Genomic DNA, 23,346 nt, shown 5'->3' on the forward strand with positions numbered 1-23,346 from the left:
CGGCGTCAGGCGGAGGCCGGCAGCGCGGGTGCGCTTCGGCGTTGCACCTGCACCCACGTGAAGAAGCCCCAGATGGTGAACGCGCCGTAAAAGACGAAGAGGATCGCCGAGGCGTAGTAGCCGGCGCTGATCAGCAGCGGGACTCCGACGATGTCGACGGCCACCCAGATCAGCCAGAACTCGGTCCAGCCCTTCGCCATTCCCCAGGTCGCCAACAGCGAGCCGACGAAGATCCAGGCGTCGGCCCAGACCGGCTCGAACGACCCGAGCGCCGTGAAGATGGGCGTGATCACGGCCGTTCCGACGACGAGGATGCCGACGAGCATCAGCCGGGTGCGCCCGCTCGCCCAGTGCGGTTGCACGGCGACGTGGGTGCCGGTGGCGGCATCGACGCGTTTGCTGCTCTGCGACCAGCGCACCCAGCCGTAGATCGACACGGCGATGAACATCAGCTGGCGGCTCGCCTGACCGAGCAGATTGACGGGGTTCGGGGTGCCGAAGACGGCGCCGAGGAAGACCGTGAAGAGCAGCACATTGCCGACGATCCCGACGGGCCAGGCCCAGACCTTGCGGCGCATGCCGCCGATCGCGCTGGCGATACCGAAGCCGTTGCCGACGATCTCACGCCAGAGGATTGTCTGGTCGCCGATCACGAGCTGCGCGTCAAAGAGCCACTCGATCAGGTTCATGCCGGCCTAAATCCCGGGGGTGCGGCGGTTGGGGTCCGGTCGATTCAGCGCCGCCTTGGCCGCGGCTTGGGCTTCGGCGTTCACGATTGCGGCATCCGCCTCTGCCTGCTTCTTCGCCACGCGCCTGGCGGCGATGCGCTCGATCCAGACACCGAGCAGGCGCCAGCCGACGAGGAACGCGCCGAGCGTCACGGTGGCGACGATGATGAAGGCGATGTCGGTTCCCTGCCCCGATACGGCGCGCAGCACCATGCCGCCGACCACGGTCACCAGCCAGATGACGACGCCCGTCGGCCACACCCGGTCTGGCGAACGCCAGGCGCGGGTCACGATCCAGCCGAGAAGCAGCCCGGCGAAGAACGGCCACGCCGTCTCCCACACCCCGGCGAGGTCGAACTCCTCGTCGTGGCTGCGCCGGCCGATCAACACGAACGCGAAGACCAGCACGAGGTCGATCAGCAGATCGGGGAGCACCTTGGGCCGGGCGGCGCGTGTTTCAGACATGGTTCCAGTGTAGTTTCGCGGGCGGATGCCGACGGCTACAGCGCCCCGAAGGTGGCGTCCAGCGCCCCGCGCAGATCGGCGATGAGGTCATCGGCCTCTTCGAGCCCGACCGAGAAGCGCAGGTGCCCCCACTCCCGGAACTCCGCCGGGTACGCGGCGACCCGAGCTCCCTCCGTGCCGACGTGCACGATCAGCGACTCGTCATGGCCGAGCGAGACGGCCGAGGTGATCACCCGGAGATTCGCGACGAAGCGGTTCTGGGCATCGCTGTCGCCGCGCACGGCGAACGCCATCATGGCCCCGAAGCCACCGAACTGGCGGGCGGCCAGCTCGTGTTGCCGGTGCGCGGGCAGACCGGGATAGCTGACGTAGGCGACCCGCGGATCGGCGTCGAGGAAGGCCGCGACCCGCTCGGCGCTGGCCAGGTGCTGGCGGAGGCGCAGCGGCAGCGTGACGGAGCCGCGCATGATCAACCAGGCGTTGAACGGGCTGATCACCCCGCCGACATCGACCATCGCCTCCTTCTTGATCTGCTGGATCAGCCCGCGGCGGCCGACCACCGCGCCGCCCATCGCGTCGCCGTGCCCATTGATGTACTTGGTCAGCGAGTGCACCACGAGGTCGGCCCCGTGCTCGATCGGCCGGAACAGCGGCGGCGGCGTGAACGTCGAGTCGACCGAGAGCAGCGCACCGGCCTCGTGGGCGATGGCGGCGACCGCCGCGACATCCGTCACCTTCGTCGTCGGGTTGGCGATGGCCTCGATGTGGACAAGTTTCGTGTGGGGGCGGATGGCGGCGCGCACGGCATCCAGATCACTCATGTCGACGAAGCTCGCCTCGATGCCGTACTTCTCGGTGAGCAGCTCGGTGAAGAGCTTGAACGGCGCCTCGTAGCTGACGTCGGCGATGATCACGTGGTCGCCGCTCCGCAGGAAGGTGAAGTAGACGGCGTGCAGGGCCGCGACGCCGCTGCCGAGGACGACGGCATCCTCTGCCCGCTCGAGGGCGGCGAGCTTGGCCTGCAGCCCGAGCTGATTGACGCCGCTGTTGCGGGTGTAGAGCGGCACGTCGGTGCCGGACCAGCTGATCTCTGACGGGTCCTCCGGCAGAGCGTAGGAGTTGGCCATGACGATGGGTGTGCGCACGGCGCCGCTCCCGGCGTCGATCGCGTTGCCTGCGTGCACGGCCTGGGTCAGCAATCCGAGCGTGCCGGGGTCGTGCTTGTCGGGTCTCGTGCCTGGCGCTGGAGCTGCGGAATCGGCGGCAGAAGGGACGGCATCTGGCACGGTCATGGCGCCAGCGTACGCCCGCGGCTGGCAGCGTGCCCAGCGCGTGCCGGCTTCATTACGCCCCGTGGCGCGCCGTCGTTGCCCTGCCCATCGCCGGATTGGCGGGGCAACGCCCACACTCGCAAACTGTTCGTCATCTGCGCGTCATACGACGCCACTACGCTCGGCTCGTGGCCGATTCGGCACGGCAGCCGGGCGACACCGGCTGGCGGGATCGGCCCACGCGACGAGGGGACGCCGATGGACGACAAGAGGTTCGGAATTGAGTACGAGGTTGCGCTCGAGCCGGAGCCGCCCGCGCTGCAGACCCTCCGCCAGCACGCCCTCTCCGAGATCGCGACCGTCATCGAGCTGCGCACGGCACTCGGCGAGGAACCGTGGCGTTTCCTGCCGGAGCTGCCCACCCTCGACGAGCAGGTGATCCTCGATCTCTACCGGGAACGGTGCACGCTGCCGGGGCCCGCGGAGGCCAGGGCCCGCGCCTACCACCCGGCCGCCCGCCCCGGAGCGGCCGAACAGTTCGAGTTCGAGATGCTGCGCGCGATCGCGCTGGAGTACCCGGCGCTGAGCACCACGGTGTGGCGCCTGCTGGATCGGGCGCCGAGACTGCTCGGGCGCGCGGGCTAGCGCCCTCGCTCCTCGGATTCGGGGTCGGTGCCGGGATCGGTGCCGGGTGCGCGCTGTAGCAGCGCGGTGAGTGCCGCGGCATCCGTCACCGGGAGCCGGCAGACGAACTGCTCACAGAGGTAGCTTGCCGCGGCCCCGCCACGCGCGGTTCGGCCGGCGAACAGTTCGAATCCCGCGTCGGCGAATGCCGCCGCCTGCGACTCGGTGACCGCGAGGGAGAGGGCGACGGATGCCGCGCTCCCCCGCGCCGCATCCAGCAACGCCTCCGCCTGAGCAGCATCGGCAACCACAGCGTCGGTAGCCACTGGATCGGTAACCACACTGACCAGTTGCACGACGGGGCGCTGCAACCGCGCCGCCAGGGTGAGCAGCGCGCCATAGGCGAGCGGGCGCTCCGCGGCGGCCGGGCCGACGAGCGCGACGGCCTGCTCTGCGGCGTCGAGGTAGCCGCGTTCACCGCCGAGCAGGTAGAGCTCGAATGCGGCGGTGCCGATCGCGCTGAGCCCGGACGGATACGCGCCCTCCGCCGCGTCCAGCTCCAGGGCCAACCCCTGCGCGGCGAGGAGCGGCTCCGCCCCGCCCGGCACGGCGAACGGCAGGCGCGAGGAGGCTGCCGCCTCCAGACAGGCGTCAACGAGTTCTCGGGCGGTCACGGCGTACCCGGCCTCCCCCGTGGCAGTCGCGAGCGCCAGCAGCCCGCCGGCGAGCATGCCGTAGTCCTCCAACGTCGCGGGGGCCGAGGAGACCCGGGCCCCGAGTGAGGCCCGCGCCAGGGAGCGTCCGCCCAGGCTGTGCGCGTCGCCGGCCCGATCGTCACCGGCTCGCCAGTGCAGCGCGAGCAGCTGCTCGGCGGCGGCCCGTGCGCCCTCGACCCAGTCCGGGCGCCGCAGCGCCGTACCCGCCCTGGCCAGTGCCCCGATCGCGAGGCCGTTCCAGCCGCTGAGGACCTTCTCGTCGAGAGCGGGTGGTGCGACGAGTGCCCGCGCGAGCTCGTCGAGCGCGTAGTAGCCTCCCTCGCTCCGCTGCCCGCCGAGAGTGCTCTCGGAATCCTGCGCGCTGGCGAATGCGCCGTTCGGCAGCCGCAGCACGTCGAGCAGGAATCCGGCGAGCGCGTCGCTGAGCTTCGTGGCCCAGCCGGCGTTCTGGCCGTTCCCGCCGTCGTTCTGCCACACCCGCACTGCCGCGTCGAGCAGCATGGCGTTGTCGTAGAGCATGCGTTCGTAGTGCGGGTCGCCCCAGTCGCGGCGGGTCGAGTAGCGGAAGAAGCCGCCCTCGACGGGGTCGCGCAGCGGGGAGGCCCCCATCACCTTGAGCGTGCGGGCGCCAAGGGCGGCCCCAGCACCCGGCTGCTCCAGCAGGAATCCCAGCACGGGCGCGACGGGGAACTTGGGGTCGGTGAACTCCGGCGGTGTGCCGAACCCGCCGAACCGCGGGTCCTCGAGCGCCGCCATGCGTGCCACGGCGTCCGCGAGGGCGGGCGCGCCGATGCGCCGCTTGGCGCTGGGGCCCGTGCCCGGCCCGGCGTCGTCGCCCTGAGCGCTGCCGGCTGCAGCGGATGCCGCGAGCGCCGCCGCCACGGCATCCGCGGTCTCGGTCACCGCGCCGCGCCGCAGCGTCCAGGCGTTCGTCACCGCCGTCAGCACACCGGCGAACGCCGGCATGCCGCTGACCGGGCGGGGCGGGAAGTAGCTGCCGGCGTAGAAGGGGCGCCCGCCAGGGGTCACGAAGACGTTGAGCGGCCAGCCGAGGTTCCGGGTGAAGGCGGAGGCCGCGGCCATGTAGCTCGCGTCGACATCCGGATGCTCCTCGCGGTCGACCTTGATCGCGACGAACTGGGCGTTGAGGGTGGCGGCGAGCGCCGGATCGCTGAAGCTCTCCCGCGCCATGACGTGGCACCAGTGGCAGGTGGAGTACCCGATCGATACGAGCACGGGAACATCACGTCTGGCCGCCTCGGCGAACGCCTCCTCGCCCCACGGCCACCAGTCAACGGGGTTCTCGGCATGTGAGCGCAGATAGGGACTGATCGCATCGGCCAGTCGATTCGCCATACTCCCAGCGTAGCCCCGGGCCCCGGCCCGCTCCGTGTACCGTCCGGCGGAGTTCTGGTCGACACGCCGCCGGGTCTCCCCGTTTCGGCGGCGCGTCGACCGAATCCCCGGCGGAGCGCACGGCTCCCGGGCACGGATGCCGCAGCCCCGCTCGGGCTCAGGCCTCGAGCCGTTGCTCCCGTTCCACCTGCCGCTCGCGCTCTGCGGCGTAGACGTTCTGCGGGCGCTCCAGTCCGAGGTGCTCACGCAGCGTGCGCCCCGTGTACTCGGTGCGGAACAACCCGCGGCGCTGCAACTCCGGCACGACGAGGCTCGTGAACGCCTCGAACTGATCGCCCATGAAGGCGGTGAGCACGTTGAAACCGTCGACGGCTCCGGCCTCGAACCAGCGCTGGAGGTGGTCGGCGACCCTGTCCGCATCGCCCACGACGACCGCCGACGGCACGACGTGCGTCACCAGCAGGTGCCGGAGCGTCACAGGGCGGTCGGCGTCGCCGACGGTACGGCCGGTACGCTCCGTCACCGCGGCGAGCAGCTGCTGGCCGACGTCGCTGAACTTAGCCACCTGCCGCGCGGTGACGGCGGTGTCGAAGCCGACCGGCCCGAGCGCGACCCCGACGACACCGGAAAGCGCCCGCACGGTTCGCCCGGCCGGGAAGTCGGGCGAACCTTCCAACTCGCCGCCCTCGTCGAGGGGAACCAGCGCGATGAGCTCGTCGAAGATCGCCCAGGCCTCCTCCACCGTCGGCGCGACGATCGGCAGGATCGGGGTGACGACCTTGAGTTGATCGGAATTGCGACCGACCGTCACCGCCTGCGTCTTCAGCGAGGCGCGCAGCGCAACGCCCTCCTCGAGGGAGCGGACCGCCACGAGGGCGACATCCGCGAGCTCCCCGACGAGCTGCCGCGACCGCAGCGAGGTGCCCGCGTGCACGATCGGCAGGTGCCCCTGCACCGGGCGATCGACGTTCAGCGGTCCGGTGACCCGCACGTGCTCACCCACGAAGTCGGCCCGGTGCAGCTTGGCCGGGTCGAGCAGCTGCCCGCCGGCGGTGTCGCGCACGAACGCGCCGTCTTCGAAGGAGTCCCAGAGCAGGCGCAATGCCTGCACGAACTCGCTGGCCTGGTCGTATCGGTGCTCGTTCGGCGCATGGGCGTCACGCCCATGGTTGCCGGCCGCGCGCGGCTCCGCCCCGGTCACGACGTTGAGTCCGGCCCGGCCGTCGCTGAGCAGGTCGACGGATGCCGTGGCCCGCGCCAACGCATAGGGGTCGCTGTAGGTGGTGTTGGCCGTCGCGATCAGACCGATTCGCTTGGTGACACCCGCCAGATAGGTGATCGCCGAGAGCGGGTCGATCCTGGCCACGAGATACGGGTCGCGGAACTCCAGGTCGTGCCCTGTCGCCAGCCAATCGCCGAAGAAGAGGTAGTCGAGTTTGGCGGCCTCGGCCAGTTTCGCGGTACGCCGCAGCACGGCGGCATCCCCGCGTGGGTTGTTGTGCGCGCCCGGATAGCGCCACCCGGATGGGTAGCCGCCCAGCGCCCGGAACATTGCTCCGATGATGATCTGCTCGCTCATTCAGGGCACGTTACGCCGGGCGCCCGGCATGCGCCCGCGTGTTACGGGGCACTGTTCATACGGGGAAACGCGACGTAACGTGGAGGGATCAAGCAACCACCCGGAACGGGAGGTGTCACTGTGGCAGAACACGGAGACATCGCCGCTCTCAGCGACGATGCGCTTGCCCGCCAGCGTGCGCTCACCCGCGAGCAGGTCTACTCGCGCCAGGGCCAGCAGGAGGAGCCGCGCGCGTTCATCGACCCGAACACCGGGCGAACGGTGCTCCTGCGGGCAAGCGAATGGCGGCTGCTACAGATTGAGCGTGAACTGGCGGTCCGCGCTGCACGACGCGACGCCGGTAGCAGCGGTCCGGGCGGTCCTGGCGGCCACGGCCTGGGTCACGAACAGGATCCCCGTCCTGGAACCGGTGACGTTGCGGTTGCCGCGGCATCCGCACGCGGCCGGGCAGACGGCCTGCGCCTGCTCCGGCGAACTGCGGTGCCCTTCGGCGTCGGTCTGCTTGTGGGTGTCGCGGCAGCGCTCACCACGACGGGCGTCCTCCGAGTTCCGGAGCTCGCGGTGTTCGGGGCCGGCTCGGCGGAACAGACGCCGACGCCATCGCCGATGGCTGACGAATACCGAGCCCTGCTGAACGTGTTCAGTGGTGCAGAGCGGGGAAGCCACCCAGAGGCGCGCCTCCCCGCCGTGCTGGAGCAGAGTTTCGCTCCCGACGACGTCGCGATCGTGTTCCTTCCCGCGAATGGCAACACGGGCACACGCGTATACGCCGCACGCAGCGGCGCCTCGCAGCTCTGCCTCATCGCGGTGATCCCCACGCAACAACTGGCCATGAACTGCGGTGAGCTTGGTGATGTCGCGCGCGGCGGACTCACCCTGCACTTCTGGCTCACCGACGGGCTGCAGCAGGCGCGGTCGCTGCTCGGAGACAACGTCGACATCACGGCGTCGATGGCCTCCGTGAGCTGGAACCCCGACGGCACCTTCAGCATCACGCAGACGCCGATCGACTGAGCGGCCGCTAGCCCACCGCGCACCCGAACGACGAGGCTTCGCCGCTCGTCGCCGGCGCCCACTCCGGGTGCGGTCGGTCATCCTCGTCAAGCTGCCACTGGCCGTCGACCTCGCTGTAGCCGGCCGCGGGGCCGTTCTCGAGCAGTTCGGTCAGCGCGTGCAGCAGGGCGTCGACGTCGGCGTTGCTCGACCCGAGCCCGAAGCTGGCCCGCACCGCCGCCCGCCCCTGGCCGATGCGTTCTAGCAGCGGGTGGGCGCAGAAACGGCCGTCTCGCACGGCGATCCCCCACTCGGCCGAGAGCACGAGGGCGGCAAGCCGGGCGTCAAGCCCGTCGATGTGGAAAGAGACGACGCCGACCGGGTCGACGCTGTCGGAGAAGATGCGGTTCACGTGCACGCGCGGGAACTGCTCCAGCCCGGTCAGCAGTCGCTCGCGCAGGGCGCTCTCGTGGTCGTGCCATTCGGCGTCGTCGAGGGCATCGATGGCCTGGATGGCTCGGGCGAGTGCGACGACGCCGAGGACATTCGGCGAGCCGGCCTCGTGCCGGGCCGGGCCGAGTCTCCAGGCCGCGCCGTCGAGCGTCACGGATGTCACAGCGCCACCCCCGCGCAGATACGGCGGTGCGGCGTCCAGCCAGTCCCGGCGCCCGACCAGCACCCCGGCGCCGAAGGGGGCATAAGTCTTGTGGCCGGAGAAGGCCAGGTAGTCGACGCCATCGAATGCGAGGTCGACGCGGCGGTGCGGCACGAGCTGCGCGCCGTCCACGGCGAGCCGCGCGCCGTGGCGGTGCGCAATGGTCGCGAGGCGCCGCAGGGGCAGCGTCTCCCCCGTCACATTGCTGGCACCGGTCACGGTGAGGAGCGCAGCGGGGCGTGACTTCAACTCCGCCTCGACGAGCAGCAGTGTCTCTGCGATGGTCTGGCCGGCCCGCACGACTCGCGCACCCCGGCCGCCCTCCGCACTCCACGGCAGCAGATTCGCATGGTGCTCGATGTCGAGCAGCACCGTCTCGCCCGGCACGGCCGAGGCAAGGAGCCCGAGGGCGTCGGTGGTGTTGCGGGTGAAGACCACCGCGTCGCCAACGCGGGCGCCGACGAATCCACCGACGATGTCGCGTGCGTGCTCGTAGGCGGCCGTCGACACCTGCGAGGCGTAGCCGGCACCGCGGTGCACGCTCGAGTAATACGGCAGCACCTCGCTGAGATGTGCAGCGACGGATTCGAGTGCTGGGGCGCTGGCTGCGTAGTCGAGGTTCACGGCCCTCGCCTCACCGCCGCCCTGCAGTGGGACCGAGAGTTCGCCGCCGACGACCGGCAGCAACGCACAATCGGAGATCGACATCGCTCACCACGCCCCGACGTACGCCACCGGGTCGGCCGTCGGCGCGAGCGCGGCACGCACGAGCGGCAGCCCCTGCGCGATGGCCTGGTCGATCCGCGCGGTCAGTGCGGGGTTGCTGACCTCGTAGCCGGTGAAGTCGGAATCCTGCGCGTAGACCCCGAGCGGGAGCGTGAGAGCCTGGAAGAACGAGAACAACGGTCGCTCCTGGTGCTCGATGATGAGGGCGTGCTTGTCGCTTCCGCCGGTCGCCGCAAGCAGCACCGGGGTCCCGCGCAGCGAGTACTGTCCGACGAAGTCGAAGACGTGCTTGAACAGTCCGGTGAACGAGGCTCGGTAGACGGGGCTCGCCACGACGAGGAGGTCGGCCTCCTCGATGCGCACGATCTCGGCTTCGGCCTCGGCCGAGAGTTCGTCACGGCGCAGCGCACCGCTGAATGCCCGGCCGACCTCGCTCAGCTCAATCAGGTGCACGTCGATGTCGTACGAGCCGCCCAGTGCCCGCTCGAGCGCCACGAGGATGGCGCGAACGAGCGCGGTGGTCTTGGATGGCGCGTGCAGGCTGCCGGAGACGGCGACGACGCGGAGTGAACGGGACATGCAGTGAACGCTATTCCGGGCGGGCGGATGCCGCGAGCGCCGCCGACACGCGGCGTAAGAGTCGCGCAACACGGCGTAAAGAGGGCACACAAAAAAGAGGCCACCCGCCTAGGCGGGTGGCCTCTTTCAACAGTTGAGTCCGGCGGTGTCCTACTCTCCCACAGGGTCCCCCCTGCAGTACCATCGGCGCTGAGAGTCTTAGCTTCCGGGTTCGGAATGTAACCGGGCGTTTCCCTCTCGCTATGGCCACCGAAACAGCACATAGTTGATATGGCTCAAGTCTACACGCGGCCGTGGGAGCTGCCGACCACGCTGCTGCGCTCAGTGCTCGAACCGCACGACCCTCACCACGGCCTCAGCCAAGACCTGGGTGGGATCGATCAGCGGCACGGGCAGCGCGGCACCGGCGATGGCGATCGGCAGCTCCGTGCATCCGGCGATCACGAGCTCGGCGCCGGCATGCACGAGCTCGCATGCGGCCGTCACGATCAGCGCCGTGGTCGTGGCATCCACAATGCCGGCCTTCACCCGCTCAATTCCGGCCATCACGAGCGACAGCTGCGTCACAGCCGTCGGGGTCAGCGGTTCCAGGCCGTGCCGGCGCAGGGCCTCGTCGTAGAGCCGGCTCGCTTGCGTTCCCGTCGTCGAGAGCAGCCCGACGCGCCTCACCTCCGGGTAACGATCACGGATGCTGCGCGCGGTTTCCTCGATCATGTGCACAAAGGGGACACCGACCTCCTGCGCGATGCGCGGGATGAAGGCATGCGCGGTGTTGCACGGCACGGCGATCACCGTCGCACCTCCGGCCCGGAGGAGCAGTGCGCCGGCGAGCAGCAGCGGGGTCGGATCGACGCCGCCGTGCAGGAGTGCGCCTGTCCGGTCCGGGATCGTCGGATCGGACCAGATCAGCGTGCGCAGATGGTCCTGATCGCTCCGCGCCGGCGTTGCGCGCACGAGCTTCGCGTAGAAGTCCGCCGTCGCGGCCGGCCCCATGCCACCCAGTATCCCGACGATGTTCCGGGCGGCGTCGCCGGGGGCCGGGATGCCGGAGGGGGAACCGACATCCCGGGTTCTCGTCGTCACCGTTCTCAGAGCACCTTGTCGAGGAAGGCGCGTGTGCGGGAAGACTCGGTCTGCGACAACACCTGATCGGGAGACCCCGACTCGATGATCACGCCGCCGTCGAAGAAGCTGAGCGTGTCGGCGACCTCACGGGCGAAGCCGATCTCGTGCGTCACGACGACCATCGTCATCCCACCGAGAGCGAGCGCTTTCATGGACTCCAACACCTCGTCGACGAGTTCGGGGTCCAATGCAGATGTCGGCTCATCGAAGAGCATCAACGCCGGATCCATGGCGAGCGCCCTGGCAATGGCGACACGCTGCTGCTGACCACCGGAGAGCTGGTGCGGTCGTTTGTCGGCGTGCGCGGCGAGTCCGACCCGGTCGAGCTCCTCGCCGGCTCGTCGAATGGCGGCTGCCTTGTCCATCTTGGCGACATTGATGAGGCTCGTCGCCACGTTCTCGGTCGCGTTGAGGTGCCCGTACAGGTTGAACCGTTGGAACACCATGCCGATTCCCGATCGGAACTTCGCGAAGTCGCGGTCCCGCCACGGGCGGTAGCTCCCGCCCTCGAGGTTGTAGCCGACCTGTTGACCGGCGACTTCCAGGCTGCCGCCGTCCACGGTCTCAAGCGCGTTGATGCAGCGGAGGAACGTGGACTTGCCTGATCCGGATGGACCGATGATGCAGCTCACCTCGCCAGGCCTCACCTCGAAGTCGACGCCGTGCAGCACCTGGTTGTGGCCGAAGCTCTTGGTCACGCCGCTCGCGCGGACGAGTGGTGTGGTCATCGGGTCACCTTCTCTGTGATGGTCGCCATCGCCTCGGTCTTGGTCTGCGCCTGCTGGCCGCGACGGAGGAACGATTGAGCGAACCCCGGTCCGCGCACGAGCCGTACGGCATCCTCACCGAAACGGCGTTCCAGTCGGGACTGGAGAACGGTCGCAATGGCGGTGAGCACCATGTACCAGATGCTCGCAACGATGAGCAGCTCGATGATGAGGTTGTTCTGCTTGTAGATCTGACTGGCATTCGTCATCAGGTCGTTGCCTGCGACCACGACGACAAGCGAGGTGGTCTTCAGCATCGAGATGAACTCGTTGCCCGTCGGCGGGATGATGATCCGCAGTGCCTGTGGCAGCACGATGATGCGCATGGTCTGCATCTGCGTCATCCCACCGGCGAGTGCCGCCTCTGCCTGGCCCCGGTCGACGGCCTGGATGCCGGCGCGCACGGTCTCGGCAAAGTAGGCCGCGAGGTTGAGCCCCAGCCCGAGCAATGCGGCCGTGAAGCCGGTCATCACCTGGTTGGTGTCCCACTGCACGCCGATCTGGGTGAACGGCACCTGCAGGGTGAGGAACGGGAAGAGGAATGCGAGGTTGTACCAGAAGATGAGCTGCACCAGCACCGGCGTACCGCGGAAGAACCAGATGTACCCGGTCGCAATCCACTGCAACACGGGGTTCTTCGCCAGCTTCATCACCGCGAGCACCACTCCGAGGCTCAGCCCGATCACCGTCGCGAGGATGCTCATCCAGATCGTGACGACGACGCCGTCGAGGATCCGCGGCGAGAACAGATAGTCGAAGACCCGGTTCCACCGAATGTTCTCGTTGAAGATCACGGATGCCGCCAGCCAGCCGACGAACAGCACGGCGAGTATGCCGACGATCCAGCGACCAACGTGCAAGCGCGGCGTGATCGAGGTTGCGGAGCCATCCGCACCGATGATCGGTGCGGTACGCCGGTGCGATGCAGACATCTGCGCTCCTACTGGCCGTCGTTGACGACGGCGGAATCGACGGCCATCTGCTCGACACCCCAGGCGCCGAGGATGTCCTGGTACGAACCGGAGTCGATCATCGACTGCAGCGCCTGCTGCACCGTGTTGAGGAGTTCCGTGTTCTTCTTGTCGATCGCGATGCCCCACGGGCTCTCTCCGCCGTCGATCGCAAGTGCCTCGAGCCCGGAGTCCGCCTCGGCGGCGCGGTGCACGGCAACCGGGTAGTCGCCAATGGTGGCGGCGGCGCGGCCGCTCTTGACTGCGAGGATCGCCTCCGAGTCACCCTCGAACTTGAGGATGTCGATGGCGCTGTTGCCGTCGGAGATGCATTGTGCCGAGAACTCTTCCGCGAGGTCGGCGGACGAACCGTTGTCGACGACCGACACGATCTGCCCACACAGGTCTGCCGGCACGGTCACGCCGCTCGGGTTGCCCGACTGCACCAGGAACGCATTGCCTGCACTGACGTAGTCGACGAACGACATCGTCTCGCGACGCTCCGCGTTGTCCGTCATCGACGACATGACCATGTCGAAGCGCCCGGTGAGCACGCCAGGGATCTGGGCGTTGAATTCCTGGTCGGTGATGGTGAGATCGACTCCGAGCGTTCGGGCGAGTCCGCGCGCCAGTGATGCATCGACGCCGACGATGACTTTGCCGTCCGCGCCCCACATCTCCATGGGCGGGTAGCCGACTGAGGTGGTGACCTTGAGGCCTTCGGATCGCAGCGCGGCGGGCACCGTGATAGCACCGTCCGGTTCGATCCCCTCGATCACGCTGGCGGCGAGGTCTTCCTCCGGTGCGGAGATGAGTGTGGCCTCTGTGACGTCGGCGTCGCTGCCGGTGTCACTGATGCTCTGCGCACCGCAGGCGGTGGTACCGAGCAGGACGGCGCCCAGAACGAGCGCGAGAGCACCGCGGGCGGGGGTGGTGGGGAAACGCATCGTGTGACTCCTCTTGTTGATCCGGACGCATCCGGGCTGTGTGTGAGTTGGTGGTGGTGACCGTGTGGCCTGCGACGCTCAGCGCCGGTAGCGCACGGTCCCGCCGACGACGGTGCTGAGCACGGACACCGTGCGGAGCTCCTCCGCCGGGATGCTGAACGGATCGGCGTCGAGCACGATGAAGTCGGCGAGCTGGCCGACGGCCAAACGGCCGACCCGCTTCTCCTGCCCGGCCGCGAACGCTCCGCCGAAGCTGTATGCGGCGATCGCCTCGCCGACGCTGAGGCGCTCTGCCGGCTCCCAGCCCCCCGGCGGCTGACCGTGCTCGTTCTGACGGGTGACCGCGGCGTGAACCCCGTGCATCGGGGTCGGGTCTTCGATCGGCCCATCGGAGCCGAACACAATCTGGGCTCCGACATCCGTCAGCGAACGCCAGGCGTAGTTGCCGAGCGATCGGCCGTTCAACAGCTTCTTCGCAATCGGGATGTCGGAGGTGCAATGGGTCGGCTGCAGCGAGGGCAGCACCCCGAGCTCGGCGAAACGCGCAATGTCGCTGTGGCGGATGTGCTGCGCGTGCTCGATGCGGTGGCGCAGACCCCGGGCGGAGGAGACAGCACGGTTGTGCTCGTAGGCGTTGAGCACCCGGTGGTTCGCTTCGTCGCCGATGGCATGGGTCGCCACAGCGATGCCCGCCGCCGCCGCCTTGCCTACAAGAGCGACGAGGTCCGGGTAGGGCACGACCTCGATGCCCCGGTTGCCATGCTGCCCCGTGAAATCTTCGCCCATGTGCGAGGTGTGCGAACCGAGTGCACCGTCCGAGAAGATCTTGACCGGCCCGGTCGTGAACCAGTCATCGCCCTGCCCGGTCTGGCGCCCCTCGGCGATGGCCTCGTCGAGGTACTCCAGCGGAATCGACTTGTGCACCCGCAGCGCCAGCTCGCCCCTGGCCTTCAGGTCGAGGTAGGCCGCGCGTACGTCTTCGGCATCCAGGTCGTGCACACTGGTGAGGCCGATGGAGAGCAGGTGCTGTTGGGCTGTGCGCAGCTGCGCCAGCAGATCACCGGCGAGCGGTGAGTGCATGAGGTTGCGCAGAGGGTAACGGGCGGACTCGCGGAGAATTCCGGTCGGCTCACCCGATGCATCGCGCACGATCTCGCCGCCGATGGGGTCGGGCGTCGCCGCGGTGTATCCGACGGCCTCGAGCGCCAGGGAGTTCGCCCAGACGGTGTGCCCGTCGATGCTCGGCAGGGCAATCGGGTGGCCTGCGCTCACCGTGTCCAGCGCGTACCGGTCCGGCTGCACCGGTACGTCCCAGGCGTTCGAGTCCCACCGTCCACCCAAGATGAAGGCGCCAGGCTCACGCGTCGCGACGTAGTCGCGCACCCGCTCAAGCGCTTCGTCCAGGCTCTTCGCCCCACGCAGGTTCAGCGCGTCATGCTCGCGAGCGAATGCCCCGGTGTGAATGTGGGCATCGATGAATCCCGGCAGTACCGCCGCACCGTCGAGCTCGACGACGGCGACGCCACGACGCGACTCCGCCAGCGCCACGGCCTGCGCTCCGAGGCCGGCGATAACGCCGTCGACCACGAGCATGGCGTCGACGGGCGCGGCGGTGCCGTCCATCGTGTGGATGCGGGCGTGACGAAAGATCGTAGAAACCATCAGTTTTCCTTGCGATTGCCTCGGCGTGCGAGTGAATGTCATGCAAGATTATGGGAAACAACGGGTGATACCCAGAGCCTGGGCTCGACACCTTTCCGCGCTGAGCATAAGGAAAACTGATGGTCAATCCGATTCACCTGCGCACCCTCCTCGAAACAGTTCGCCTGGGCTCCTTCGCCGCGGCGGCCAACCGGCTCGGCTACACCGCATCGGCGGTGTCTCAGCAGATGGCGGCGCTCGAGCGCGCCGTCGGCGTTCCACTGTTCGAGCGTTCGGCGCGGAGCGCGCATCCCACCGAGGCGGCCACGGCGATGGCGCGGCATTCCGTGCGTGTCCTCGCCGACATCGACGCCCTGTTGGCCGCGACGGCCAACGCGCACGGTGCGATCGCACAGGAACTGCGTCTGGCTGTCTTCCCAAGCTTGGCCCGACCGTTGCTGGCTCGCCTGCGCGACCGTCCGGAATGGGACGGATCCGACGTCGACCTCCGTTTCTGGGTCGCCGATCCGTCGCCGACGATCCGAGAGATCCGCGCCGGTCGAGAGTTCGATATCGCCCTGGTCTACGAAGTAGGCGAGACCGCCCTCACGTGGCCGCAAGCAATGCGACAGGAGTGGTTGGGCGACGACGAGTATCGGGTGGTGGTTCCGAGCGCCTGGGGCCTCCGCCCATACGAGGCGACGACGGTTCACCAGCTGGCGAATCTGCCGTGGGTCGTGCATCACCCGGGAACGAGCGATGCCGCCATCATCGACCGTTTGTTCCGGGGGCGCGATCTGCGGCCACGCACCGTTGGCCATTCCGACGACTACACGGTCACCCTCCAGCTCGTCGCGGGGGGCTTCGCGGCGTCTTTCGTGCCCGCGCTGGCGCTGCATCAGCTGCCGGACGGCGTCACCGTGCTCGACGTTCCCGAGCTCAGGCTCGCCCGTCGCGTTTTCGCCCTGACGCCGACCGATGGCGCCGGGACCGCGACCGATGTGTTCCTGGGCGCGGTGACCGAGATCCTCGCAGAGCTCGGCGTCGCCCGGCAGGATGCCGTGTGACCGTCAGTTGGCTGTGGGAATCGTGCCCACCTCTCGCTCCCAGCCGAGTCCGACTTCCAGCACGTCGGACTCCGTGCGGCCGATGATCTGCAGATTGCCGATGGCCAGAGCCGGCAGGTCGAGCGCGGAGAAGGGCGCGACGAGCCTGCCGAGTGCGTCCCGGTACGCGGTCTCGTCCGCTCCGACTGTCGGAGTCGGGCACCCCAACGTGTCGCTGACGAGCACATCGAAGCCTTCCATCCGCGCCAACAACTCGGCGCGTAACGCAGCGAGGGCATCCACCCCCGCCCTGTGCTCTGCTGCGGACACTCCGGATGCCGCAGCGAGCTTGGCGCGCACATTGGCACTGTAGGAGTCAGCGGCACGCGGGTATGTGCCTTCGTGGGTGCGCGTGACCTCGGCCCGGAACGACGGCCAGAAAGCGTCGAGCACCCCGTCCGGCACTGTGAACGGCCGGAGTTGCGCGCCACGGGCCCGCATCGGCTCCGTCGCTGCTGAACCCTCGATCACTCCGACGACGAGTCCGCGCAGAGGCCTGGCCGCCGCCGGCTTCTCACCGGTCAACGCCGCCCAGGCGAGCGCGGTGTCCGATACCGATGCTGCCATCGGACCGACGACGTCAAACGATGGCGCCAACGGGGCGACGCCACGGGTGGGCACGCTGCCGGTGCGGGGCCGCAGCCCGACCACCCCGCAGCAGGCCGCCGGCATCCGGATCGATCCGGCGGTGTCAGTCCCCAGCCCGATGCGGGCGATGCCGGCGGCGATGGCCGCGGCGGTTCCGCCGCTCGATCCGCCGGGGATCAACCCGGGGTGGCGCGGGTTCACCACATCACCCCAGTGCGGATTCTCGTTGCTGACCCCGTATGCGAACTCGTGCAGGTTGACCTTGGCCACGAGCATGGCTCCTGCAGCCTCGAGCCGCGAGACGCTGGGTGCCGTCTCGAGGGCGTCAAGCCCGCCGTAGAGCGCCGAGCCCCTGGTCGTGGGCAGGCCGGCGACATCGATCATGTCCTTCACCGCGAGCGTGAAGCCGTCGAGGATGCCGCGGGCAGGCACAGCGGTGGCGCGGGCACGCTCCATCGTGTCGGTGATCACGATGTTCGATGACTGGTGCAGGCGCATCGCCGACTCGGAGGAGCGAAGCGCACGGTGGCCGGCGCCCGCCGCGGCGAACTCGTCGTGGGCAGGGGGAATGGCTCGAACATCAGCGTTGGGCATCACCACATCATGCACCACACGGCCGCAGTTGTTAACGGAAGAAGGCCACCCACGTGCGTGGGTGGCCTCTGCTGGTGCTTAACGAAAGAAAGCCACCCCCTGGGGGGTGGCTTTCTTCCAAAGTAAGTCCGGCGGTGTCCTACTCTCCCACAGGGTCCCCCCTGCAGTACCATCGGCGCAGAGAGTCTTTTCCAAAGTAAGTCCGGCGGTGTCCTACTCTCCCACAGGGTCCCCCCTGCAGTACCATCGGCGCAGAGAGTCTTAGCTTCCGGGTTCGGAATGTAACCGGGCGTTTCCCTCTCGCTATGGCCGCCGAAACACTCTTGATGTATTCAAGGTGAATCAAACAAACACAACGTCAACACCGTGAGCACCCAAGGGGTGCACAACCAGTGTTGGTTGTTTGTTTGGTTCTCGACCGTACATCGAGAACCACATAGTGGACGCAAGCATTCTCACGGACTTTCTCNCACCCAAGGGGTGCACAACCAGTGTTGGTTGTTTGTTTGGTTCTCGACCGTACATCGAGAACCACATAGTGGACGCAAGCATTCTCACGGACTTTCTCCGTGCCACACACACCAGCCTTACAACGATGTGTGTGTAATGATTTTCAAGATATCGGCTTATTAGTACTGGTCAGCTCCACGAGTCTTTAGTCCTCGCTTCCACATCCAGCCTATCAACCCAGTCGTCTACTGGGAGCCTCTCACCCGAAGGTATGGAAATCTCATCTCAAGGCCGGCTTCCCGCTTAGATGCTTTCAGCGGTTATCCATTCCGAACGTAGCTAATCAGCGGTGCTCCTGGCGGAACAACTGACACACCAGAGGTTCGTCCAACCCGGTCCTCTCGTACTAGGGTCAGATCCTTTCAAATTTCCTGCGCGCGCAGCGGATAGGGACCGAACTGTCTCACGACGTTCTAAACCCAGCTCGCGTACCGCTTTAATGGGCGAACAGCCCAACCCTTGGGACCTACTCCAGCCCCAGGATGCGACGAGCCGACATCGAGGTGCCAAACCATGCCGTCGATATGGACTCTTGGGCAAGATCAGCCTGTTATCCCCGAGGTACCTTTTATCCGTTGAGCGACAGCGCTTCCACAAGCCACTGCCGGATCACTAGTCCCGACTTTCGTCCCTGCTCGACTTGTCAGTCTTACAGTCAAGCTCCCTTGTGCACTTACACTCGACACCTGATTGCCAACCAGGTTGAGGGAACCTTTGGGCGCCTCCGTTACTTTTTGGGAGGCAACCGCCCCAGTTAAACTACCCACCAGGCACTGTCCCTGAACCGGATTACGGTTCGAAGTTAGATGTCCAGAGTGACCAGAGTGGTATTTCAACAATGACTCCACCTGAACTAGCGTCCAAGCTTCACAGTCTCCCACCTATCCTACACAAGTCACACCGAACACCAATACCAAGCTGTAGTAAAGGTCACGGGGTCTTTCCGTCCTGCTGCGCGTAACGAGCATCTTTACTCGTAGTGCAATTTCGCCGAGTTCGCGGTTGAGACAGCTGGGAAGTCGTTACGCCATTCGTGCAGGTCGGAACTTACCCGACAAGGAATTTCGCTACCTTAGGATGGTTATAGTTACCACCGCCGTTTACTGGGGCTTAAATTCTCAGCTTCGCTTACGCTAACCGTTCCTCTTAACCTTCCAGCACCGGGCAGGCGTCAGTCCGTATACATCGTCTTGCGACTTAGCACGGACCTGTGTTTTTAGTAAACAGTCGCTTCCCACTGGTCTCTGCGGCCTTCAAACGCTTCCAGGAGTAAATCCCTTCACGCCTCAGGCCCCCCTTCTCCCGAAGTTACGGGGGCATTTTGCCGAGTTCCTTAACCACGATTCTCTCGATCTCCTTAGTATTCTCTACCTGACCACCTGAGTCGGTTTGGGGTACGGGCACATTGAACCTCGCGTCGATGCTTTTCTTGGCAGCATAGGATCACCGATTTCGACTAACGTCTACCCATCGGGTCTCAGCCTTATATGAGAGACGGATTTGCCTATCTCTCGGCCTACACCCTTAGACCGGGACAACCATCGCCCGGCTCGGCTACCTTCCTGCGTCACACCTGTTAATACGCTAACCGCACCAGCATAGGGTCGTGTGCTAGGCCCACACGCATCACCCCGAAGGGATCCGTCACGGGGATTCAGACACTTAGCATTACTGGATTAGCTTGGGCGGTTCTTCTGCGGTACGGGAATATCTACCCGTTGTCCATCGACTACGCCTGTCGGCCTCGCCTTAGGTCCCGACTTACCCAGGGAAGATTAGCTTGACCCTGGAAACCTTGGTCTTCCGGAGGACGGGTTTCTCACCCGTCTTTCGCTACTCATGCCTGCATTCTCACTCGTGTGGCCTCCACGGCTGGTTTACACCGCCGCTTCACTGGCCACACGACGCTCTCCTACCCATCAATACGGCTGGACCACGAAGGCCTACCAAAAATATCAATGCCACAACTTCGGTGGCGYGCTTGAGCCCCGTTACATTGTCGGCGCGGAATCACTTGACCAGTGAGCTATTACGCACTCTTTCAAGGGTGGCTGCTTCTAAGCCAACCTCCTGGTTGTCTGTGCAACTCCACATCCTTTCCCACTTAGCACGCGCTTTGGGACCTTAGTTGGTGGTCTGGGTTGTTTCCCTCTCGACAATGAAGCTTATCCCCCACTGTCTCACTGCTGCGCTCTCACTTACCGGCATTCGGAGTTTGGCTAACGTCAGTAACCTTGTAGGGCCCATCGGCTATCCAGTAGCTCTACCTCCGGCAAGAAACACGCAACGCTGCACCTAAATGCATTTCGGAGAGAACCAGCTATCACGAAGTTTGATTGGCCTTTCACCCCTATCCACAGCTCATCCCCTCAGTTTTCAACCTAAGTGGGTTCGGTCCTCCACGACGTCTTACCGTCGCTTCAACCTGGCCATGGATAGATCACTTCGCTTCGGGTCTAGGACCAGCGACTCATTCGCCCTATTAAGACTCGCTTTCGCTACGCATTCCCCTCACGGGTTAAGCTCGCCACTGATCACTAACTCGCAGGCTCATTCTTCAAAAGGCACGCTGTCACCAGAATCAGACTGGCTCCAACGGTTTGTAAGCAAACGGTTTCAGGTACTATTTCACTCCCCTCCCGGGGTACTTTTCACCTTTCCCTCACGGTACTTGTTCACTATCGGTCATGTAGGAGTATTTAGGCTTATCAGGTGGTCCTGACAGATTCACACGGGATTTCTCGGGCCCCGTGCTACTTGGGATACTCTTCGCGCCATTGGAACATTTCAACTACCGGGCTGGCACCGTCTATGGCTACGCTTTCAAACGTATTCGTCTATATTCCTTTGTAACGCTCACTGTTCGGCAGAATCAGCAGAAAAGTCCCGCAACCCCGACCATGCAACGCCTGCCGGCTATCACACATGATCGGTTTAGCCTCTTCCGGGTTCGCTCGCCACTACTAACGGAATCACTATTGTTTTCTCTTCCTGTGGGTACTGAGATGTTTCACTTCCCCACGTTCCCTCTACCCGCCCTATATATTCAGGCGGGAGTCACCAGGTTGCCCGAAAGCACCTGGCGGGGTTTCCCCATTCGGAAATCCTCGGATCAGGGTTCGTTTATCAACTCCCCGAGGCTTATCGCAGATTACTACGTCCTTCTTCGGCTCTACATGCCAAGGCATTCACCGTTTGCTCTTAGAATCTTGAAATCACATGAGTTTGAATCGATCTTTCGTTCAGAAAAATTGACCAATGATTGATTGAACGACAACCGAAGTYGTCGTCTAAAAAATCTTTGTGATTGACATCCGAAGACATCAATCTAAGATGCTCGCGTCCACTGTGTAGTTCTCAAAGTACGGGCGGTACTCCCCCAGGCAGCGCCGGCTTYCGCCTATGCCCTACCTGACCGAAGTCCAGAAGGTCGTCCACGTCAAAACGTGACCCGGTCCTTCAGGACCCAACAGCGTGCACCTGCAACCCTCGCCTGCTCAATTCGTTCCTTCCCCACAAGTGAGGCGTACTAGAACCAAACAGGTCCGTGTTGCAGCAATGTCAATGTTCCACCCATGAGCGCCACCGGAGAACATGTGTCTCCGTTATGGCTACGAGGTTGATAGCGCTGTAGACAGACGCATCCTCGAGTGCTCCTTAGAAAGGAGGTGATCCAGCCGCACCTTCCGGTACGGCTACCTTGTTACGACTTAGTCCTAATCACCGATCCCACCTTCGACAGCTCCTTCCCACAAGGGGTTAGGCCACCGGCTTCGGGTGTTACCGACTTTCATGACTTGACGGGCGGTGTGTACAAGGCCCGGGAACGTATTCACCGCAGCGTTGCTGATCTGCGATTACTAGCGACTCCGACTTCATGAGGTCGAGTTGCAGACCTCAATCCGAACTGAGACCGGCTTTTTGGGATTCGCTCCACCTTACGGTATCGCAGCCCTTTGTACCGGCCATTGTAGCATGCGTGAAGCCCAAGACATAAGGGGCATGATGATTTGACGTCATCCCCACCTTCCTCCGAGTTGACCCCGGCAGTATCCCATGAGTTCCCACCATTACGTGCTGGCAACATAGGACGAGGGTTGCGCTCGTTGCGGGACTTAACCCAACATCTCACGACACGAGCTGACGACAACCATGCACCACCTGTTTACGAGTGTCCAAAGAGTTGACCATTTCTGGCCCGTTCTCGTATATGTCAAGTCTTGGTAAGGTTCTTCGCGTTGCATCGAATTAATCCGCATGCTCCGCCGCTTGTGCGGGCCCCCGTCAATTCCTTTGAGTTTTAGCCTTGCGGCCGTACTCCCCAGGCGGGGAACTTAATGCGTTAGCTGCGACACGGAGACCGTGGAATGGTCCCCACATCTAGTTCCCAACGTTTACGGCATGGACTACCAGGGTATCTAATCCTGTTCGCTCCCCATGCTTTCGCTCCTCAGCGTCAGTTACGGCCCAGAGATCTGCCTTCGCCATCGGTGTTCCTCCTGATATCTGCGCATTCCACCGCTACACCAGGAATTCCAATCTCCCCTACCGCACTCTAGTCTGCCCGTACCCACTGCAGGCTGGGGGTTGAGCCCCCAGATTTCACAGCAGACGCGACAAACCGCCTACGAGCTCTTTACGCCCAATAATTCCGGACAACGCTTGCACCCTACGTATTACCGCGGCTGCTGGCACGTAGTTAGCCGGTGCTTTTTCTGCAGGTACCGTCACTTTCGCTTCTTCCCTACTAAAAGAGGTTTACAACCCGAAGGCCGTCATCCCTCACGCGGCGTTGCTGCATCAGGCTTTCGCCCATTGTGCAATATTCCCCACTGCTGCCTCCCGTAGGAGTCTGGGCCGTGTCTCAGTCCCAGTGTGGCCGGTCACCCTCTCAGGCCGGCTACCCGTCGTCGCCTTGGTGAGCCATTACCTCACCAACTAGCTGATAGGCCGCGAGCTCATCCTTGACCAAAATTCTTTCCACCCCCAGGAGATGCCTCCGAGGGTCGTATCCGGTATTAGACGTCGTTTCCAACGCTTATCCCAGAGTCAAGGGCAGATTGCTCACGTGTTACTCACCCGTTCGCCACTAATCCAGAAGAAGCAAGCTTCTTCCTTCATCGTTCGACTTGCATGTGTTAAGCACGCCGCCAGCGTTCGTCCTGAGCCAGGATCAAACTCTCCGTAAATGTTTATACGACTAACCAGCAAGCTGGCGTCACATTTTGCGCCTCAGCACCACCGGAATAGGCGGACACCGARRCAAGTTTGAAACTGACAGAACAAATCATTACTGACTTGCTTTGTTGTTTAAATGTTTTCCAAAGGAATCTCCTACATCACAAGGATGTACGAGGTTTTTGGCATTTGACATTGTGCACGCTGTTGAGTTCTCAAGGATCGGATGCACCCGGATTCTTCCCGCT

At 65.1% G+C, this 23,346-nt stretch carries 16 protein-coding genes and 4 rRNA genes; 3 read left to right on the plus strand and 17 right to left on the minus strand.

What is annotated here, in order from left to right; translation table 11 throughout:
- Window positions 1-5 precede the first annotated feature (5 nt).
- From pnuC to ASC66_RS09660, 3 genes are read right to left on the minus strand one after another with little or no spacing between them, the layout of a single operon-like run.
- A complete protein-coding gene (gene pnuC / locus ASC66_RS09650; protein WP_055838198.1) occupies window positions 6-689 on the minus strand; it encodes a nicotinamide riboside transporter PnuC in 684 nt (227 codons plus the stop codon).
- A 6-nt stretch (window positions 690-695) separates the two neighbouring features.
- Window positions 696-1,193: a DUF3054 domain-containing protein gene (locus tag ASC66_RS09655; RefSeq protein WP_082492214.1), complete on the minus strand. Its 498-nt coding sequence runs from the start codon at window positions 1,191-1,193 to the stop codon at window positions 696-698.
- A 35-nt stretch (window positions 1,194-1,228) separates the two neighbouring features.
- Window positions 1,229-2,485 (minus strand): trans-sulfuration enzyme family protein, encoded by a 1,257-nt coding sequence (locus ASC66_RS09660; protein WP_055838201.1) that lies wholly within the window; start codon window positions 2,483-2,485, stop codon window positions 1,229-1,231.
- A gap of 237 nt (window positions 2,486-2,722) precedes the next feature.
- Between ASC66_RS09660 and ASC66_RS09665 the strand changes: the two genes are divergently transcribed.
- Window positions 2,723-3,109, plus strand: coding sequence for a hypothetical protein (locus tag ASC66_RS09665; protein ID WP_055838204.1), 387 nt, complete (start codon window positions 2,723-2,725; stop codon window positions 3,107-3,109).
- On the opposite strand, the gene ASC66_RS09670 is transcribed toward ASC66_RS09665, so the two are convergent.
- Together ASC66_RS09670 and ASC66_RS09675 are read right to left on the minus strand one after the other, a co-directional pair.
- Window positions 3,106-5,160 carry a thioredoxin domain-containing protein gene (locus ASC66_RS09670; protein ID WP_055838207.1) on the minus strand — a complete coding sequence of 685 codons (2,055 nt, stop codon included), beginning with the start codon at window positions 5,158-5,160 and terminating at the stop codon, window positions 3,106-3,108. The genes ASC66_RS09665 and ASC66_RS09670 overlap by 4 nt on opposite strands.
- Window positions 5,161-5,317: 157 nt before the next feature.
- Complete coding sequence (locus tag ASC66_RS09675; RefSeq protein WP_055838210.1) at window positions 5,318-6,739, minus strand: NtaA/DmoA family FMN-dependent monooxygenase; 1,422 nt, start codon at window positions 6,737-6,739, stop codon at window positions 5,318-5,320.
- Between the two features lie 120 nt (window positions 6,740-6,859).
- Here ASC66_RS09675 and ASC66_RS09680 point away from each other — a divergent pair, with 120 nt between their 5' ends.
- On the plus strand, window positions 6,860-7,753 hold the full coding sequence (locus ASC66_RS09680) for a hypothetical protein (RefSeq protein ID WP_055838213.1): 894 nt from the start codon (window positions 6,860-6,862) through the stop codon (window positions 7,751-7,753).
- A 7-nt stretch (window positions 7,754-7,760) separates the two neighbouring features.
- On the opposite strand, the gene ASC66_RS09685 is transcribed toward ASC66_RS09680, so the two are convergent.
- The 8 genes from ASC66_RS09685 to ASC66_RS09720 all read right to left on the minus strand — a co-directional run bounded on the left by ASC66_RS09685 (window position 7,761) and on the right by ASC66_RS09720 (window position 15,143).
- Window positions 7,761-9,095: an aminotransferase class V-fold PLP-dependent enzyme gene (locus ASC66_RS09685; protein WP_055838216.1), complete on the minus strand. Its 1,335-nt coding sequence runs from the start codon at window positions 9,093-9,095 to the stop codon at window positions 7,761-7,763.
- A gap of 3 nt (window positions 9,096-9,098) precedes the next feature.
- Window positions 9,099-9,692, minus strand: a complete 594-nt coding sequence (gene msuE, locus ASC66_RS09690) for an FMN reductase (RefSeq protein WP_055838220.1) — start codon at window positions 9,690-9,692, stop codon at window positions 9,099-9,101.
- A 137-nt stretch (window positions 9,693-9,829) separates the two neighbouring features.
- Window positions 9,830-9,946, minus strand: a 5S ribosomal RNA gene (rrf, locus tag ASC66_RS09695).
- Between the two features lie 67 nt (window positions 9,947-10,013).
- A complete protein-coding gene (gene cuyB / locus ASC66_RS09700) occupies window positions 10,014-10,775 on the minus strand; it encodes a cysteate racemase (protein WP_235496820.1) in 762 nt (253 codons plus the stop codon).
- Between the two features lie 5 nt (window positions 10,776-10,780).
- The gene (locus ASC66_RS09705) at window positions 10,781-11,545 is read right to left on the minus strand and encodes an amino acid ABC transporter ATP-binding protein (RefSeq protein ID WP_055838225.1); all 765 of its coding nucleotides are present in this window, start codon (window positions 11,543-11,545) and stop codon (window positions 10,781-10,783) included.
- Complete coding sequence (locus tag ASC66_RS09710; protein WP_055838228.1) at window positions 11,542-12,516, minus strand: amino acid ABC transporter permease; 975 nt, start codon at window positions 12,514-12,516, stop codon at window positions 11,542-11,544. The genes ASC66_RS09705 and ASC66_RS09710 overlap by 4 nt, the downstream gene beginning before the upstream one ends.
- 8 nt (window positions 12,517-12,524) lie before the next feature.
- A complete protein-coding gene (locus tag ASC66_RS09715; RefSeq protein WP_055838232.1) occupies window positions 12,525-13,481 on the minus strand; it encodes an ABC transporter substrate-binding protein in 957 nt (318 codons plus the stop codon).
- Between the two features lie 78 nt (window positions 13,482-13,559).
- Window positions 13,560-15,143, minus strand: a complete 1,584-nt coding sequence (locus tag ASC66_RS09720; protein WP_055838234.1) for an amidohydrolase — start codon at window positions 15,141-15,143, stop codon at window positions 13,560-13,562.
- A 119-nt stretch (window positions 15,144-15,262) separates the two neighbouring features.
- On the opposite strand from ASC66_RS09720, the gene ASC66_RS09725 reads away from it, so the two are divergent.
- Window positions 15,263-16,189, plus strand: a complete 927-nt coding sequence (locus tag ASC66_RS09725) for a LysR family transcriptional regulator (RefSeq protein ID WP_055838237.1) — start codon at window positions 15,263-15,265, stop codon at window positions 16,187-16,189.
- 3 nt (window positions 16,190-16,192) lie between these two features.
- Here the strand turns inward: ASC66_RS09725 and ASC66_RS09730 are convergent, their stop codons facing one another.
- The 4 genes from ASC66_RS09730 to ASC66_RS09745 all read right to left on the minus strand — a co-directional run bounded on the left by ASC66_RS09730 (window position 16,193) and on the right by ASC66_RS09745 (window position 23,109).
- Window positions 16,193-17,410 carry an amidase gene (locus tag ASC66_RS09730; RefSeq protein WP_055838240.1) on the minus strand — a complete coding sequence of 406 codons (1,218 nt, stop codon included), beginning with the start codon at window positions 17,408-17,410 and terminating at the stop codon, window positions 16,193-16,195.
- Between the two features lie 200 nt (window positions 17,411-17,610).
- A 5S ribosomal RNA gene (gene rrf, locus ASC66_RS09735) occupies window positions 17,611-17,727 on the minus strand.
- A gap of 292 nt (window positions 17,728-18,019) precedes the next feature.
- A 23S ribosomal RNA gene (locus ASC66_RS09740) occupies window positions 18,020-21,135 on the minus strand.
- Between the two features lie 446 nt (window positions 21,136-21,581).
- Window positions 21,582-23,109 (minus strand): 16S ribosomal RNA (locus ASC66_RS09745).
- Together the 16S, 23S and 5S rRNA genes form the textbook arrangement of a ribosomal RNA operon.
- Window positions 23,110-23,346 lie beyond the last annotated feature (237 nt).

Source organism: Leifsonia sp. Root4, assembly GCF_001425085.1.
In the GTDB taxonomy this organism is placed as follows: Bacteria; Actinomycetota; Actinomycetes; order Actinomycetales; family Microbacteriaceae; genus Microterricola.

Excerpts from the sequence above, each read along its gene's own strand:
- msuE (WP_055838220.1), bottom strand. The coding sequence starts at position 9,692 with ATGTCCCGTTCACTCCGCGTCGTCGCCGTCTCCGGCAGCCTGCACGCG.
- ASC66_RS09655 (WP_082492214.1), bottom strand. The coding sequence starts at position 1,193 with ATGTCTGAAACACGCGCCGCCCGGCCCAAGGTGCTCCCCGATCTGCTG.
- ASC66_RS09710 (WP_055838228.1), bottom strand. The coding sequence starts at position 12,516 with ATGTCTGCATCGCACCGGCGTACCGCACCGATCATCGGTGCGGATGGC.
- ASC66_RS09670 (WP_055838207.1), bottom strand. The coding sequence starts at position 5,160 with ATGGCGAATCGACTGGCCGATGCGATCAGTCCCTATCTGCGCTCACAT.
- ASC66_RS09660 (WP_055838201.1), bottom strand. The coding sequence starts at position 2,485 with ATGACCGTGCCAGATGCCGTCCCTTCTGCCGCCGATTCCGCAGCTCCA.
- ASC66_RS09665 (WP_055838204.1), top strand. The coding sequence starts at position 2,723 with ATGGACGACAAGAGGTTCGGAATTGAGTACGAGGTTGCGCTCGAGCCG.
- ASC66_RS09730 (WP_055838240.1), bottom strand. The coding sequence starts at position 17,410 with ATGCCCAACGCTGATGTTCGAGCCATTCCCCCTGCCCACGACGAGTTC.
- ASC66_RS09685 (WP_055838216.1), bottom strand. The coding sequence starts at position 9,095 with ATGTCGATCTCCGATTGTGCGTTGCTGCCGGTCGTCGGCGGCGAACTC.
- pnuC (WP_055838198.1), bottom strand. The coding sequence starts at position 689 with ATGAACCTGATCGAGTGGCTCTTTGACGCGCAGCTCGTGATCGGCGAC.
- ASC66_RS09725 (WP_055838237.1), top strand. The coding sequence starts at position 15,263 with ATGGTCAATCCGATTCACCTGCGCACCCTCCTCGAAACAGTTCGCCTG.
- ASC66_RS09675 (WP_055838210.1), bottom strand. The coding sequence starts at position 6,739 with ATGAGCGAGCAGATCATCATCGGAGCAATGTTCCGGGCGCTGGGCGGC.
- ASC66_RS09705 (WP_055838225.1), bottom strand. The coding sequence starts at position 11,545 with ATGACCACACCACTCGTCCGCGCGAGCGGCGTGACCAAGAGCTTCGGC.
- ASC66_RS09720 (WP_055838234.1), bottom strand. The coding sequence starts at position 15,143 with ATGGTTTCTACGATCTTTCGTCACGCCCGCATCCACACGATGGACGGC.
- ASC66_RS09715 (WP_055838232.1), bottom strand. The coding sequence starts at position 13,481 with ATGCGTTTCCCCACCACCCCCGCCCGCGGTGCTCTCGCGCTCGTTCTG.